The sequence below is a fragment of the Streptomyces sp. NPDC001594 genome (assembly GCF_042893675.1).
Classification (GTDB): Bacteria; Actinomycetota; Actinomycetes; order Streptomycetales; family Streptomycetaceae; genus Streptomyces.
Map to the genome: position 1 here is coordinate 47,461 of NZ_JBIAVB010000007.1, position 14,183 is coordinate 61,643.

Annotated in this window: 10 protein-coding genes; 4 read left to right on the plus strand and 6 right to left on the minus strand. The window is 70.5% G+C overall.

Annotated elements, in window-relative coordinates:
• The first annotated feature begins 122 nt into the window (after positions 1–122).
• Positions 123–1,622, plus strand: coding sequence for a M1 family metallopeptidase (locus tag ACFY0O_RS16030; RefSeq protein ID WP_388947308.1), 1,500 nt, complete (start codon positions 123–125; stop codon positions 1,620–1,622).
• A 36-nt stretch (positions 1,623–1,658) separates the two neighbouring features.
• On the opposite strand, the gene ACFY0O_RS16035 is transcribed toward ACFY0O_RS16030, so the two are convergent.
• The gene (locus tag ACFY0O_RS16035) at positions 1,659–2,549 is read right to left on the minus strand and encodes an oxygenase MpaB family protein (protein ID WP_388947309.1); all 891 of its coding nucleotides are present in this window, start codon (positions 2,547–2,549) and stop codon (positions 1,659–1,661) included.
• A 152-nt stretch (positions 2,550–2,701) separates the two neighbouring features.
• Here ACFY0O_RS16035 and sph point away from each other — a divergent pair, with 152 nt between their 5' ends.
• Both sph and galE read left to right on the plus strand, forming a co-directional pair.
• Entirely contained in the window at positions 2,702–3,691 is a 990-nt protein-coding gene (sph, locus tag ACFY0O_RS16040; RefSeq protein WP_388947522.1) for a sphingomyelin phosphodiesterase, read from the plus strand.
• A gap of 672 nt (positions 3,692–4,363) precedes the next feature.
• Positions 4,364–5,365 (plus strand): UDP-glucose 4-epimerase GalE, encoded by a 1,002-nt coding sequence (gene galE / locus ACFY0O_RS16045; RefSeq protein WP_388947310.1) that lies wholly within the window; start codon positions 4,364–4,366, stop codon positions 5,363–5,365.
• A gap of 481 nt (positions 5,366–5,846) precedes the next feature.
• Here the strand turns inward: galE and ACFY0O_RS16050 are convergent, their stop codons facing one another.
• Positions 5,847–7,679: an AMP-dependent synthetase/ligase gene (locus ACFY0O_RS16050; RefSeq protein WP_388947311.1), complete on the minus strand. Its 1,833-nt coding sequence runs from the start codon at positions 7,677–7,679 to the stop codon at positions 5,847–5,849.
• An 85-nt stretch (positions 7,680–7,764) separates the two neighbouring features.
• On the opposite strand from ACFY0O_RS16050, the gene ACFY0O_RS16055 reads away from it, so the two are divergent.
• A complete protein-coding gene (locus tag ACFY0O_RS16055; RefSeq protein WP_388947312.1) occupies positions 7,765–8,502 on the plus strand; it encodes a MerR family transcriptional regulator in 738 nt (245 codons plus the stop codon).
• A gap of 32 nt (positions 8,503–8,534) precedes the next feature.
• Here ACFY0O_RS16055 and ACFY0O_RS16060 read toward each other — a convergent pair whose 3' ends face one another.
• From ACFY0O_RS16060 to ACFY0O_RS16075, 4 genes are all read right to left on the minus strand, one after another.
• Positions 8,535–9,413: a hypothetical protein gene (locus ACFY0O_RS16060; protein ID WP_388947313.1), complete on the minus strand. Its 879-nt coding sequence runs from the start codon at positions 9,411–9,413 to the stop codon at positions 8,535–8,537.
• A gap of 137 nt (positions 9,414–9,550) precedes the next feature.
• The gene (locus tag ACFY0O_RS16065) at positions 9,551–11,722 is read right to left on the minus strand and encodes a 3-hydroxyacyl-CoA dehydrogenase NAD-binding domain-containing protein (RefSeq protein ID WP_388947314.1); all 2,172 of its coding nucleotides are present in this window, start codon (positions 11,720–11,722) and stop codon (positions 9,551–9,553) included.
• Positions 11,723–11,767: 45 nt separating this feature from the next.
• The gene (locus ACFY0O_RS16070; protein ID WP_358899481.1) at positions 11,768–12,982 is read right to left on the minus strand and encodes an acetyl-CoA C-acetyltransferase; all 1,215 of its coding nucleotides are present in this window, start codon (positions 12,980–12,982) and stop codon (positions 11,768–11,770) included.
• Positions 12,983–13,038: 56 nt separating this feature from the next.
• Positions 13,039–14,181: an acyl-CoA dehydrogenase family protein gene (locus ACFY0O_RS16075; RefSeq protein ID WP_388947315.1), complete on the minus strand. Its 1,143-nt coding sequence runs from the start codon at positions 14,179–14,181 to the stop codon at positions 13,039–13,041.
• Positions 14,182–14,183: the final 2 nt, after the last annotated feature.

Sequence of the window (14,183 nt, forward strand, 5' to 3'; positions counted from 1 at the left end):
TGACAGCAGGGGCCATGGACATGACCTGAGTCGCCACGGGTGAATACGGTCGAACGACGTACGACGGACCACCCACGACGGACGTCGAACCGATCTGCCTCCCCTACCCCTTGGAGCTCTTCGTGTACCGCAAAGTGATCGCCCCGAGCGTGCTGGCCGCCTCCCTCCTGCTGGTGATCCCGGCGTCGGCGGCCGGCACCGTCCAGGGTGCGCCCGGGATCGGCGACAGCTACTACCCGGAGAGCGGGAACGGCGGCTACGACGTCTCCCACTACGACCTGCGCCTGCAGTACCAGCCGAAGACCGACCTGCTGGAGGGCACGGCCACCCTCCTGACCACCGCCAAGCAGGACCTGTCCCGGTTCAACCTGGACTTCGGCCTGAAGGTGAGCGAGATCCGCGTCAACGGGGCCAAGGCCAAGTTCGCCACCTCCGGCGCGCACGAGCTGGAGGTCACCCCGGCGCAGCCGCTGGCCAAGGGCAAGCAGGCGACCGTGGTCGTCAAGTACGCCGGAAAGCCCTCGGAGTTCAAGATCGACGGCTGGTCCGCCTGGCAGCGCACCCCGGACGGCGGGATCGCGGCCCAGGAGCCGGACTCGGCGGTCTGGTGGTTCCCGAGCAACGACCACCCGCTCGACAAGGCCACGTTCGACGTCTCGATCAACGTCCCGGACGGCACCCAGGCCATCAGCAACGGCGTGCTCCAGTCCCAGACCTCCCGGCTCGGCTGGACCCGCTACAACTGGCGCTCCAACAAGCCGCAGGCCACCTACCTGGCCACCCTCGCCATCGGCAAGTTCGACATCACCACCGACAAGACGGCGAGCGGCCTGCCGATCCTCAACGCGTACAGCAAGGACCTCGGCGACAACGCGGGCGCGGCGAAGGCGAGCGTCGAGCGGACCGGCGAGGTCGCCGAGTGGCTGGAGTCGGTGTTCGGCCCCTACCCCTTCAACGCGCTGGGCGGCTACGTCCCGAACGTGCCCACCGGCTTCGCGCTGGAGACGCAGACCCGGCCGTTCTACAGCCCGCGCCAGTTCGCGAACGGCGCGAACGTCTCGGTCGTCGTGCACGAGCTGGCACACCAGTGGTACGGCGACAGCGTGTCCGTGGACACCTGGAAGGACATCTGGGTCAACGAGGGCTTCGCCCGCTACGCCCAGTGGCTGTGGTCGGAGAAGGAGGGCGAGGGCACCGCGCAGGAGCTCGCCCAGTGGGCGTACGACACCCGCCCGGCCGAGGACCCGTTCTGGCAGGTCAAGCCGGGTGACCCGGGCGCGGAGAACCAGTTCCACGGGGCCGTCTACGACCGGGGCGCGATCGCCATCCAGGCGCTGCGCAACGAGGTCGGCGACGAGAAGTTCTTCCAGATCCTCAAGGGCTGGCCGACCGAGCGGGCCTACGGCAACGCCAAGGTCGGGGACTTCGTCCGGTACGCGGAGAAGGTCTCGAACAAGCCGCTCGCCCAGCTCTTCGACACCTGGCTGTACACCCCGGGCAAGCCGGCCTTCGGCGCCCCCGCCGCCAAGCCGGGCGCCCGCTCCCTGGCCCCGGCGAAGCCGGCGGCGGAACCGAAGTCCTGGAAGAAGATCCAGGCGACGAACACCGTCCACGAGCACTGATCCACGACGCTCCGGCCCGCCGCGCGCCGGGACCCCTCAGCGGGTCCCGGCGCGCCACTGTGCCCGGGCGGCGCGGGCCCGCGGGAGGTAGCGCAGCCGTTCCGGCAGGAGCGGCACGAGGATCCGTACCGCGGCGCTGAACCGCCGCAGCCGCCGCTCCTGGGCCGGGGTCCACTCCAGGCCGATGGCGGCCCGGGCGTCGGGCGGCATGTAGCCGACGGTGACGAAGGCCCGGAAGCGCAGGTAGCCGGTGCTCAGGAGCGGCCAGGTGAGCCGCAGCAGCAGCCGCAACGCCCGGGAGGCGGGCTCGGGGCGGGGCAGGTCGGCGTCGACGGCGACCAGTTCCCGCGCGACCTTGGTCGGCTCGATCTCCTCGGCCAGCATCCGGCGGTAGTACGGCCAGAACTCCTCGACCGTCTGCGGCATGTCCCGGTCGCGCAGCCCCAGGATCCGGCCGACCTGGAGCCACTCCCGGTACATCTGGCGCTCCTGGGCGGGGGTGATGCGGCGGAACAGGTAGCGGCCGGCGTACCGGGCGACGGGGAAGCCGGTGGCGTGCACCCAGGCGTAGCAGGCGGGGTCGAGGGAGTGGTAGCGCCGGCCCCGGGTGTCGGTGCCCTGGATCTCCTTGTGCAGGCGGCGCACCCGGCGGCCCTCGGCGGCGGCCTCGTCCCCGCCGTAGACCCACAGCATCACCGAGCGCAGCGAGCGCTCGCCGCGCCCCCAGGGGTCGGTGCGGAACACCGAGTACTGGTCCACCCCGGCCCCGACGGCCGGGTGGGCGACCTGCATCGTGAAGGCGGCGGGCAGGGTCAGCAGGGAGCGGATGTCCCCGGCGGTGGTCCACAGCACCCCGCCCGGCGGCGGGGGCTCGGGATCGAGCCGCCTGGTGGGGCTTTGGGGGGTGTTGTGACCAGTGTGGTTCATGAGGTCAATTATGCGAGCGCGAGAAGTCGCGGCCCGGACAGAAAGTCTTGTCACGGGTGTTACCCCGAAGTAACCGTGGCTGCTTGGATGACGACGTCGATCTTCCCCCCGCAGGATTCCCGGGGATTCCGCCGGACATGTTGGAGACCTCCATGCCGCAGATCTCGCACCGCAGCCGCGCCGCCGCCACGGCCGTCGCCGCGACCGCAGCCGCAGCAGCCCTCGCCCTCTCCTCGGCCCCCGCCGCCACGGCGGCCGAGAGCGGCTCCGCGCCCCGGCTGAGCGTCCTGACGTACAACACGTTCCTGATGAGCAAGAACCTCTACCCGAACTGGGGCCAGGACCACCGGGCGGCCGAGATCCCCAAGGCCTCCTTCTTCCAGGGCCGCGACGTGGTGGTGCTCCAGGAGGCCTTCGACAACGGCGCGTCGGACGCCCTCAAGGCGAACGCCTCCGCCCAGTACCCGTACCAGACCCCGGTCGTGGGCCGCGGCAAGAACGGCTGGGACGCGACGGGCGGCTCCTACTCCGCCACCACCCCGGAGGACGGCGGCGTCACGGTCCTCAGCAAGTGGCCGATCCTGCGCAAGGAGCAGGTGATCTACAAGGACGCGTGCGGCGCCGACTGGTGGTCCAACAAGGGCTTCGCGTACGTGGTCCTGGACGTCAACGGCACCAAGGTGCACGTCGTCGGCACGCACGCCCAGTCCACCGACTCCGGCTGCGGCACGGGCGAGGCGGCGCAGATGCGCAGCCGCCAGTTCAAGGCGATAGACGCCTTCCTGGACGCCAAGAACATCCCGGCGGGCGAACGGGTCATCGTGGCGGGCGACATGAACGTCGACTCCCGCAGCCCGGAGTACTCCTCGATGCTCACGGACCTCGACCTGGCCCCCGCCGACACGCGCACGGGCCACCCGTACTCCTTCGACACGGCCCTCAACTCGATCGCCAACTACCGCTACCCCACGGACCCCCGCGAGGACCTGGACTACGTCCTCTACCGCAAGGGCAACGCCCGCCCGTCGGGCTGGGAGAACAACGTGGTCAAGGAGGAGACGACCCCCTGGACGGTCTCCAGCTGGGGCACGTCGTACACGTACTCCAACCTCTCGGACCACTACCCGGTGGTGGGCCGCTAGCGGCGGCGGGGGGGCCGGGACGTCACTGAGCGGTCTCGGAGAAGGGTTGGGGGTTTCCCGTCAGTCCCATCGTCCTTCCGCGTCGGGCCGGCCTGTCAAGGGCGCTCCTTCGTCGCGTCGCTTCGCGATGGCCTTCGGCCACCCTTGACAGACCGTCCCGCCACGGAAAAACGAAGACTGCCGGGAAACCCCCAAAGGAACGGGACGGTCCGGAAATGGACATGCGGCCGTATCAGCGACCCTCCGGGGTCGTCGGGGGCCGCCAGACCGGGCATCCGGGCGGCCATCCCTCCCCGGCGGGGCCGCCGCCACGCGCCAGATCGCTACGCGCTCCTCATTTCTCAGCGTCCGCCGCTCGTCTGGGGCTGATACCCGCACCACATGCCAACCTGCGCGGCAAACGGGGCAGAGGGCGCCTCAGATCGCTACGCGCTTCTCTCCGTTCGGCGTCCGCGACCCGTCTTGGGCTGGTGTCCGCACCACGAGGTTGTTACCGCCTGCGGCCATTCCGGCGACGGCCCGATGGAAGCCCTTTGCCGTGCGGTCGATCTCAGTGGGCTCGCTGCAGTCGACAACGGTCGCCTGCGCACCCTGCTCCCAGACGGCCTTCCTCTGGCAGTGCTGAACGTAGGGCACGATGCCAGCAGCACCCGCACGAACGAGGAAAGAATCTTGAAGGTACTCATCGCAGGGGGCGCCGGCTTCATCGGCAGCACCATCGCCTCCGCCTGCATCGACAACGGCATCACGCCCGTCATCCTCGACAACCTCGCCACCGGCCGACGCGAGTTCACCGACGGCCGCATCTTCTACGAGGGAGACATCAGCGACGGAGCCCTCCTCGACCGGATCTTCACCGAGCACCCCGACATCCGGACCGCCGTCGACTGCGCCGCACTGATCGTCGTCCCCGACTCGGTCGCCAACCCGCTCGGCTACTACCGTGAGAACGTCGCCAAGGGCATCCAGTTCCTCGAACACCTCGTCCGCAACGGCTGCCGCAACCTCCTGTTCAGCAGCTCGGCCTCCATCTACCGGGCCGACCCCTCGGACTTCTCCGTCGACGAGCAGTCCCCCCTCGAAACCCTCAGCCCGTACGCGCGCACCAAAGCGACGTTCGAGACGATCCTGCGCGACGTCGCCGACGCCGGAACCCTCAACGTCATCTCGCTGCGCTACTTCAACCCGATCGGCGCCGACCCCCAGCTCCGCACCGGCCTCCAGATCCGCACGCCCACCCACGCCCTGGGCAAGATGATCGACGTCCACCACGCGAACGAACCGTTCTCCGTCACCGGCACCGACTACCCCACCCACGACGGCACCGGCATCCGCGACTACGTCCACGTCTGGGACCTCGCCGCCGCCCACATCAAGGCCATCGAACGGTTCGAGGACGTCACCCGCACCACCCCCTACCGCGTCATCAACCTCGGCACCGGACGCGGAACGACCGTCCGCGAACTCGTCACCGCCTTCGAAGCCGTCACCGGAACCCCGCTGACGGCCGTCGAGACCGACCGCAGGCCCGGCGACTCGGCGGGCGCCTACGCCCGCGTCGACCTAGCCCGCGAACTCCTCGGCTGGAAGGCGGAACACTCCATCGAGGACGGCATCCGCGACTCCCTCCGCTGGTACGCCAAGCGCGACACGGTGATCGGCACCGCCGGATAGCCCCACCGGACGACCGGCAGCGCATCCCGGCCCAAGACGGCCGCCGGCCGCCGAAATCCGAGGAGCGCGTAGCGATCTGACGCGCCCACCGGCCCGGATGACGATCCGGTTGGCCTTTGGCGACAGCAGCGACCCCAGACGGGCGGCGGACGCCGAGACGAGAGGAGCGCGTAGCGATCTGGCGCGGAGAGCGGCCCCGAACGGCATACATGGGGGCCGGATGTCTCAGGTACGACCGTGCCGTCCTTTTGGGGGTTTTCCGGCTGTCCTTGTCTTTCCGGGGCGGGACGGGCTGTCAAGGGTGGCCGAAGGCCATCGCGTAGCGACGCGACGAAGGAGCGCCCTTGACAGGCCGGCCCGAACCGGAAGGACAGTGGGACTGACGGAAAAGCCCCAACCCCTCCCTGAGACCGCCGAGTCAGGTCCCGACCTCCCCCACGCCGCCCGGCTTCCCCGCCCCGCTCCCGGGGCGCCCCCCGCCTCACTCCCCCTCGTACAGCCCCTCGATCAGGGCCCCGTAGCGTTCCCTCACCACCCGCCGCCGGAGTTTCAGGGTCGGGGTGAGTTCGCCCGTCTCCGGGCCCCATTCCTCCGCCAGCAGGCGGTAGCGCTTGATCTGTTCCGTGCGGTTGAGGCGGGCGTTGGCGGCCTCCACCGCGCGGGCCGTTTCCTCCAGGATCGCCGGGTGGGCGGCCAGGGCCGCCAGGGTGGGCGCCTCGATGCCCCGGGCGGCGGCCCAGGCCGGGGCCAGCTCGGGGTCCAGGACCAGTAGGGCCACCAGGTAGGAGCGGCCGTCTCCGTGGACCAGGGCCTGGCCGATCAGGGGGTGTTCCTTGACGGTGTTCTCGACCAGGGCCGGGGCCACGTTCTTGCCGTTCGAGGTGATGATCAGCTCCTTCTTGCGGTCCGTCAGCCACAGGAAGCCGTCCTCGTCCAGCCGGCCGATGTCCCCGGTGGGGAACCACCCCTCCGCGTCGGCCGCGTCCTCCACCGTGCCGTCGGGCCGCAGGTAGCCGTCGAAGACGGTGGCTCCGCGCGTGAGCACCTCCCCGTCCTCGGCGAGCCTCAGCTCCAGCCCCTCGATCGGCCGGCCCACCGAGCCCAGCCGGAAGCCTCCGGGCGCGTTGCTGTTGACCGTGCACACCCCGGAGGTCTCCGTCAGCCCCCAGGCGTCCATGATGGTGATCCCCCACCCCGCCCAGAACCGGACCACGTCGATCGGCATCGGCGCGGTGGCGCTGGCCGTCCAGACGAGCCGGTCCAGCCCCGCCAGCCGCAGCAGCGGGTCCAGGACGCGCTCCTTCGCCTCCGCGTACGAGGCCTCCAGCGCGGCCGGGACCTCCTCCCCGCGCTCCCGGTGCCCGGCCCGGGCCCGGGCCACGTCCCCGGCCCCCTCGATGGCCCGCCGCTGCTCCTCCGGGAGGCCCGCCAGCACCGCCCGTACACCGGCGGCGAGCTTCTCCCACACCCGGGGCACGCCGAAGAACTGCACGGGCCGCAGCTCGCGCACCGCGCCGGCCACGGCGGTGGGGTCGGCGACCAGCCGGACGTGCGCGGCGCGCAGCAGCGGCAGGTAGATGCCGAGGATCCGTTCGGCGATGTGGGCGAAGGGCAGGTAGCAGATGTGCTCGGCGTGCTCGGGGAGCTCCACGTGCCGGTCGAGGCGTACCGACTGGAGCAGGATGTTGCGGTGGCTGAGCCGCACGCCCTTGGGGTCGCCGGTGGTGCCCGAGGTGTAGACGACGGTCAGCGGGTCCTCGGGCCGGCTCTCCTGCCAGGCCTTCTCGAAGGCGTCGGGGCGGTGGAGGCGGGCGCCGCTCGCGTAGAGGGAGCCGTAGGCGGTGTGCGGGCCGGCTTCGGCGGCCTCGGCGACGACGAGCCGTTCCAGCGGGGTGTCGGGGTCGTCCAGCAGCGGGGCCCAGCGGGTGAGTTCGCGGGCACCCTCGACGACGGCCAGCCGGGCGCGGCTGTGGCGGGCGATGTGGGCGATCTGCTCGGGTGCGGAGGTTCCGTAGACGGTGACGGGGACGGCCCCGAGGTGGACGAGGGCGAGGTCGCTGAGCCAGTGCTCGGGCCGGTTGCCCATCATGAGCAGGACGTGTTCGCCGCGCGCGACGCCGAGGGCGGTGTATCCGGCGGCGAGCACGGCGATCCGGCGGCGGGCCTCGCTCCAGCTGAGGGTCTCCCATGTGCCCTCGCCTCCGGTGCGCCAGGACAGGGCGGGCAGGTCGGGGTGTTCGGCGGCGTTGCGGGCGAGCAGGGCGGGCAGGGTGAGGTCTTCGGGCCGTCCGGGCAGTCGCAGGTTCGTGGTCATGGGCAGCTCCTGGCCGTTTCACATCGTTGGTGCGACAGCAATACTGTTGAACCCAAGCGGTGCAGCAGAGAGCGAGGAGCGGACGATGGCCGACGACCGGGCGACCGAGCCGGTGCTCACCGTCGACGAGCTGGCGTCCAAGGCCGGTGTCACCGTCCGCACCGTACGGTTCTACAGCACGCGCGGGCTTTTGCCCCCTCCCGTGATCGGACCCCGTCGGGTGGGGCACTACGGCCCGGAGCACCTGTCGCGGCTGGCGCTGATCGAGGAGCTGCAGCACCAGGGGATGACCCTGTCGGCGATCCAGCGCTACCTGGACGCGCTCCCGGACGACCTGAACGCGCACGATCTGGCGATCCACCGGGCGCTGGTGGCGACCTGGGCGCCGGACGCGGCGCGGGAGGTGGCGCGGGACGAGCTGGAGCGGCGGGCGGGGCGCGCCCTGTCGGACGGGGACCTGCGCCGGCTGGCGGCGATGAACGTGCTCGCGGAGGCGGGTGAGGGTTTCCGGGTGGACCTGGGCCTGCTGCGGCTGGGGGTGGCGCTGCTCGACGTGCCGATCGCGCACGAGACGCTGCTGGTGGCGCGGGGGATCCTGCTGGAGCACGCGCGGACGGCGGCGCACCAGCTGACGGCGCTGTTCCGGGACGAGGTGTGGGGGCCGTTCACCCGGGGCGAGAGCGATCCGGAGCGGGTGGAGTCCATGAAGGCACTGTCCGCCCACATGCAGCCGATGGTGGTGCAGGCGCTGGTGACGGCCTTCCAGCGCTCGCTCCGAGAGGAACTGAGGGCGGCGTTCAACCCGGAATCGGAATCCGGGTGAACGCCGCCCACAGGGGCTGTGCCGGGGGGGGGTCACACACCGCCCGCGAGGAACGACCAGTCCGAGGAGACATTGGCGAGCGGTCCGACGTTCGCGTAGGAATTCCCGCTGAGCTTCGAGGTCCACGCGGTGCCGTCCGTCTTGTAGAAGAACAGGCTGTCCCCGGTGCGGCCCTCCTCCTCCCACACGCCGGAGGTGCCGATGTCGCGGAAGTCGCCGACGTTGCCGTCGGTCGCCCGGGCGGTGCGGTACTTGAGTTGTGAACCGGTGTTCTCCAGCGCGAGGACCGTGTCCTTGGTGGCGACCAGGGTGCCGAGGTCGTCCGCGGTGTTCCTGAGGCCCTTGTGGGTGTAGACGCCGCCCTTGAGGGTGCCGTAGCCGACTTCGCCGGACTTGGTGAAGACCGCCGTGTCGCATGAGGACGCGATGGAGTCCCAGCCCGTGCTGAAGTTGTTGTACGACTGGACGTGGTGGTAGCGGCCGTTCTTGAGCGTGCCGGTGCCGCCCTGACCGTTGTCCGCGTTGTAGAAGAGCGCGGAGTCGCCCGACGCCACGACGATGGTCCACCCGGTCGAGAAGTTGTTGTAGGTCTGGACGCGGGTGTACTTGCCGTTCTTGAAGGTGCCGGTCTCGCCGGCCCCCGTGTCGGCGTTGTAGAACAGCAGCGAGTCGCGGCTGGCGACGGCGTGCGTGTACCCGTCGGGCACGTTGATGTTGGATCCGTAGGTCCAGTGCCCGGCCGAGAGGGTGCCGGTGCCCACGGCTCCGGTGTCCTTGTTGTAGGCCGCGAGGGAGGTGCTCGGGCTCGTCTGGTTGCAGAAGGCCGAAGCGGCGGTCGCGGGAGTGGCCGGAGCGGCCAGCGTGACGGCCATGACGGAGGTTGCGAAGGCGGCCACCAGGGATTTCTTCATGGGTCTCCCCGTTTCTTCGTACGTGAACGGGTGTTCCCCCCAGCTGTGCATGGTCGGAGAAGGACACGTGCCCCGTCCATGGTGCGCCGCACCGGGTGCCGTCGCATCTCGGCACCCGGTGTGCGCGAAGGGGCCGGTCAGTCCGCGTACGTCTCGCCGCGCTCGGCCTTCGCCACGAGGGAGGCCGGCGGGGTGAAGCGCTCGCCGTAGGTGGCGGCGAGTTCGCGGGCGCGGGCGACGAAGCCGGGCAGGCCGCCCTCGTAGCCGTTGATGTACTGGATCACGCCGCCGGTCCAGGCGGGGAAGCCGATGCCCATGATGGAGCCGATGTTGGCGTCGGCGATGGAGGTGAGCACGCCCTCGTCCAGGCAGCGGACGGTGTCCACGGCCTCGGCGAAGAGCATGCGCTCCTTCATGTCCTCGAAGGGGATCTCCGCGTCCGGCTTGGCGAAGTGCTCGCGCAGGCCGGGCCAGATGCGGGTGCGCTTGCCGCTCTCGTCGTACTCGTAGAAGCCGGCGCCGCCGCTGCGGCCGGGGCGCTCGAACTCGTCGACCATGCGGTCGATGACGGTGTCGGCGGGGTGTTCGGTCCAGGCGCGGCCCTCGGCTTCGAAGGCCTTGCGGGTCTCGTTGCGGATCTTGCGCGGGAGGGTGAGGGTGAGCTCGTCCATCAGGGAGAGCACCTTGGCCGGGTAGCCGGCCTGGGCGGCGGCCTGTTCGATGGAGGCGGGTTCGATGCCCTCGCCGACCATGGCGACGCCCTCGTTGATGAACTGGCCGATGACGCGCGAGGTGAAGAAGCCGCGGGAGTCGTTGACCACGATCGGGGTCTTGTTGATCTGCCGAACCAGGTCGAAGGCGCGGGCGATGGCCTCGTCGCCGGTGCGCTCGCCCTTGATGATCTCCACGAGCGGCATCTTGTCGACGGGCGAGAAGAAGTGCAGCCCGATGAAGTCGGCGGGGCGCGAAACCCCCTCCGCCAGGCCGGTGATGGGCAGGGTGGAGGTGTTGGAGCAGAGCAGGGCGTCGGGGGCGACGACGTCCTGGATCTCCTGGAACACCTTGTGCTTGAGGGAGGTGTCCTCGAAGACGGCCTCGATGACGGCGTCGCAGCCGGCCAGGTCGGCGGCGACGGCGGTCGGGGTGATGCGGGCCAGCAGTTCGGCGCGCTTGGCCTCGGTGGTGCGGCCCTTGGCGAGGGCCTTGTCGAGCAGCTTCTCGGAGTAGGCCTTGCCCTTGGCGGCGGCTTCGGGGGTGACGTCCTTGAGGACCACCTCGATGCCGGCGCGGGCGCAGGAGTAGGCGATGCCGGCGCCCATCATGCCGGCGCCGAGGACGGCGACCTTGCGGACCTTGCGGGGCGGCGTGCCCTGGGGGCGGCTGCGGCCGGCGTTGACGGCCTGGAGGTCGAAGAAGAACGCCTGGATCATGTTCTTCGCGGTCTGGCCGGTGACCAGCTCGGTGAAGTAGCGGGCCTCGATGGTCAGGGCGGTCTCGAAGTCGACCTGGGAGCCCTCGACGGCGCAGGCCAGGATGTTGCGCGGGGCCGGGTAGGGGGCGCCGTTCAGCTGCTTCTTGAGGTTGGCGGGGAAGGCCGGGAGGTTGGCGGCGAAGCGCGGGTTGGACGGGGTGCCGCCGGGGATCTTGTAGCCGGGGACGTCCCAGGGCTGCTTGGACTCGGGGTTGGCGTCGATGAAGGCGCGGGCCTTGGCGAGCATCTCCTCGGGCGTGGCGGCCAGTTCGTGGACGAGCCCGTTGGCGAGGGCGCGCTGCGGGTTGTACTGGGTGCCCTGGAGGAGGACCTTGAGGAGGGCGTCGGCGATGCCCATGAGGCGGACGGTGCGGGTGACGCCGCCGCCGGCCGGGAGCAGGCCGAGGGTGACCTCGGGCAGGCCGATCTTGGAGCCGGGGGCGTCGAGGGCGACGCGGTGGTGGGAGGCGAGGCAGATCTCGTAACCGCCGCCGAGGGCCGCGCCGTTGATGGCGGCGACGACGGGCTTGCCGAGGGTCTCGATGCGGCGCAGCGAGCGCTTGATCTCGGTGCCGGTGTCGAAGGCGAGCTGGGCGTGCTCGGGGCGCAGCCCGATCATGTCCTTGAGGTCGCCGCCCGCGAAGAAGGTCTTCTTGGCGGAGGTGTAGATGATGCCCCGGATGGAGTCCTTCTCGGCTTCGGCGCGGTCGGCGACGGCCGCGATGGAGTCCTTGAAGGCCTGGTTCATCGTGTTGGCGGACTGGTTGGGGTCGTCGAGGACGAGGGTGACGACGCCGGTCTCGTCCTGTTCCCAGCGGATCGTGGTGGACTCGCTCATGTTCGCTACTTCCGTGTCAGAGGTGGGATCAGGGATCAGGACGGATCAGACGCGTTCGACGATGGTGGCGACACCCATGCCGCCGCCGACGCAGAGGGTGACGAGGCCGTAGCGCTTGTCCTGGCGCTCCAGTTCGTCGACCACGGTGCCCAGGAGCATGGCGCCGGTGGCGCCGAGGGGGTGGCCGAGCGCGATGGCTCCGCCGTTGACGTTGACCTTGTCGAGGGAGACGCCCATGTCCTTGACGAAGCGCAGGACGACGCCGGCGAAGGCCTCGTTCATCTCGATGAGGTCGATGTCGTCGATGCTCAGCCCGGCCTTGGCGAGGGCCTTTCGGGTGGCGGGGGCGGGGCCGGTGAGCATGATGGTGGGCTCGGAGCCGGAGACGGCGGCGGAGACGATACGGGCGCGGGGGCGCAGTCCGTTGCGCTCTCCGGCCTCGCGGGTGCCGATGGCGACGAGGGAGGCTCCGTCGACGATGCCGGAGGAGTTGCCGGCGTGGTGGACGTGGTCGATCTTCTCGATCCAGTGGTACTTCTGCAGCGCGACGGCGTCGAAGCCGCCGAGGTCGCCGATGTCGGCGAAGGAGGGCTTGAGCTTGGCGAGGGTGTCGGCGGTGGTGCCGGGGCGGACGAACTCCTCGTGGTCCAGGACGACCAGGCCGTTGCGGTCGGTGACGGGGACGACGGAGCCGGCGAAGCGACCCTCCTTGATGGCGGTCGCGGCGCGCTCCTGGGAGAGGGCGGCGTATTCGTCGACGTCGCGCCGGGTGAAGCCCTCGATGGTGGCGATGAGGTCGGCGCCGATGCCCTGGGGGACGAATCCGGTGTCCCAGTTGGTCATCGGGTCGGCGAACCAGGCGCCGCCGTCGGAGGCCATGGGGACGCGGGACATGGACTCGACGCCGCCCGCGAGGACCAGGTCCTCCCAGCCGGAACGTACCTTTGCGGCGGCGAGGTTGACGGCTTCGAGGCCGGAGGCACAGAAGCGGTTCTCCTGGACGCCGGCGACGGTGTCGGGGAGTCCGGCGGCGATGGCGGCGATACGGGCGATGTCGGAGCCCTGGTCGCCGACGGGGCCGACGACGCCGAGGACGATGTCGTCGATGGTGGCGGGGTCGAGGCCGGGGTTGCGTTCGCGCAGGGCGTGGATGAGGCCGACGACCAGGTCGATGGGCTTGGTGCCGTGCAGGGCGCCGTTGGCCTTGCCGCGGCCGCGCGGGGTGCGGATCGCGTCGTACACGTACGCTTCGGTGCTCACAGGTCTTGCCTTTCGGGGGAGGTCCGGGATGCGGCGGGGGCGGGGGCGGCGGAGGGTCAGCCGAGGAGGGAGCGGCCGATGATCTCCTTCATGATCTCGGTCGTGCCCCCGTAGATGGTCTGGATGCGGCCGTCGGTGAAGGCGCGCGCCACGCGGTACTCGGTCATGTAGCCGTAGCCGCCGTGCAGTTGCAGGCAGCGGTCGGCGACCCGCTTCTGGAGTTCGGTGGCCCACCACTTGGCCATGGAAGCGTGGACGTGGTCCAGTTCGCCGTTCGCGTGGTCGGTGATGCAGCGGTCGAGGAAGGTGCGGGTGACGGCGCATTCGGTGGCCATCTCGGCGATCTCGAAGCGGATGTGCTGGAGCTTGGCGAGCGGGCGGCCGAAGGCCTCGCGTTCCTTGACGTACGCGGTGGTGATCTCCAGCAGGTGCTCGGCGGCGGCGATGGCGGCCATGGCGATGCCCATCCGCTCCTGCGCGAGGTTGGTCATCAGGTGGACGAAGGCCCCGTTGAGCTCGCCGAGCAGGTTCTCCTTGGGGACGCGGACGTCGTTGAAGAAGAGTTCGGCGGTGTCCTGGGACTTCTGGCCGATCTTGTCGAGGTTGCGGCCGCGTTCGAAGCCCGCCATGCCGCGTTCGACGACGAGCAGGGACAGGCCGTGCGCCCCGCCCTCGGGGGTGGTCTTGGCGACGACGACGACCAGGTCGGCGAGGATGCCGTTGGAGATGAAGGTCTTGGAGCCGTTGAGCAGCCAGTGGTCGCCGCGGTCCTCGGCGGTGGTGCGGATGCCCTGGAGGTCGGAGCCGGCGCCCGGCTCGGTCATGGCGATGGCGGTGATGGTCTCGCCGGAGCAGAAGCCGGGCAGCCATCGGCGCTTCTGTTCCTCGGTGGCCAGCGAGGTGAGGTAGGGGCCGATGATGTCGTTGTGCAGGCCGATGGCCAGGCCGGGGGCTCCGGCGCGGGTGAACTCCTCGGCGAGGACGGCCGCGTAACGGAAGTCGGGGTTGCCGCCGCCCCCGTACTCCTCGGGCACGGCGAGACCGAGCAGGCCCTGTCGGCCGGCGGCCCGCCAGGCGTCGCGGCTGACGATGCCGTCCTTCTCCCACTGGTCGTAGTGCGGCAGCACCTCCTTGGTGAGGAAGGTGCGGACGGTCTCGCGGAACGCCTCGTGGTCGGCGTCGTAGATGCGGCGTTGCATGG

What these genes read in the sequence shown, in the direction of transcription:
- ACFY0O_RS16050 (WP_388947311.1), bottom strand. Translation starts at nt 7,679, where the DNA reads ATGACCACGAACCTGCGACTGCCCGGACGGCCCGAAGACCTCACCCTG.
- ACFY0O_RS16065 (WP_388947314.1), bottom strand. Translation starts at nt 11,722, where the DNA reads ATGAGCGAGTCCACCACGATCCGCTGGGAACAGGACGAGACCGGCGTC.
- ACFY0O_RS16035 (WP_388947309.1), bottom strand. Translation starts at nt 2,549, where the DNA reads ATGAACCACACTGGTCACAACACCCCCCAAAGCCCCACCAGGCGGCTC.
- ACFY0O_RS16060 (WP_388947313.1), bottom strand. Translation starts at nt 9,413, where the DNA reads ATGAAGAAATCCCTGGTGGCCGCCTTCGCAACCTCCGTCATGGCCGTC.
- ACFY0O_RS16055 (WP_388947312.1), top strand. Translation starts at nt 7,765, where the DNA reads ATGGCCGACGACCGGGCGACCGAGCCGGTGCTCACCGTCGACGAGCTG.
- ACFY0O_RS16075 (WP_388947315.1), bottom strand. Translation starts at nt 14,181, where the DNA reads ATGCAACGCCGCATCTACGACGCCGACCACGAGGCGTTCCGCGAGACC.
- sph (WP_388947522.1), top strand. Translation starts at nt 2,702, where the DNA reads ATGCCGCAGATCTCGCACCGCAGCCGCGCCGCCGCCACGGCCGTCGCC.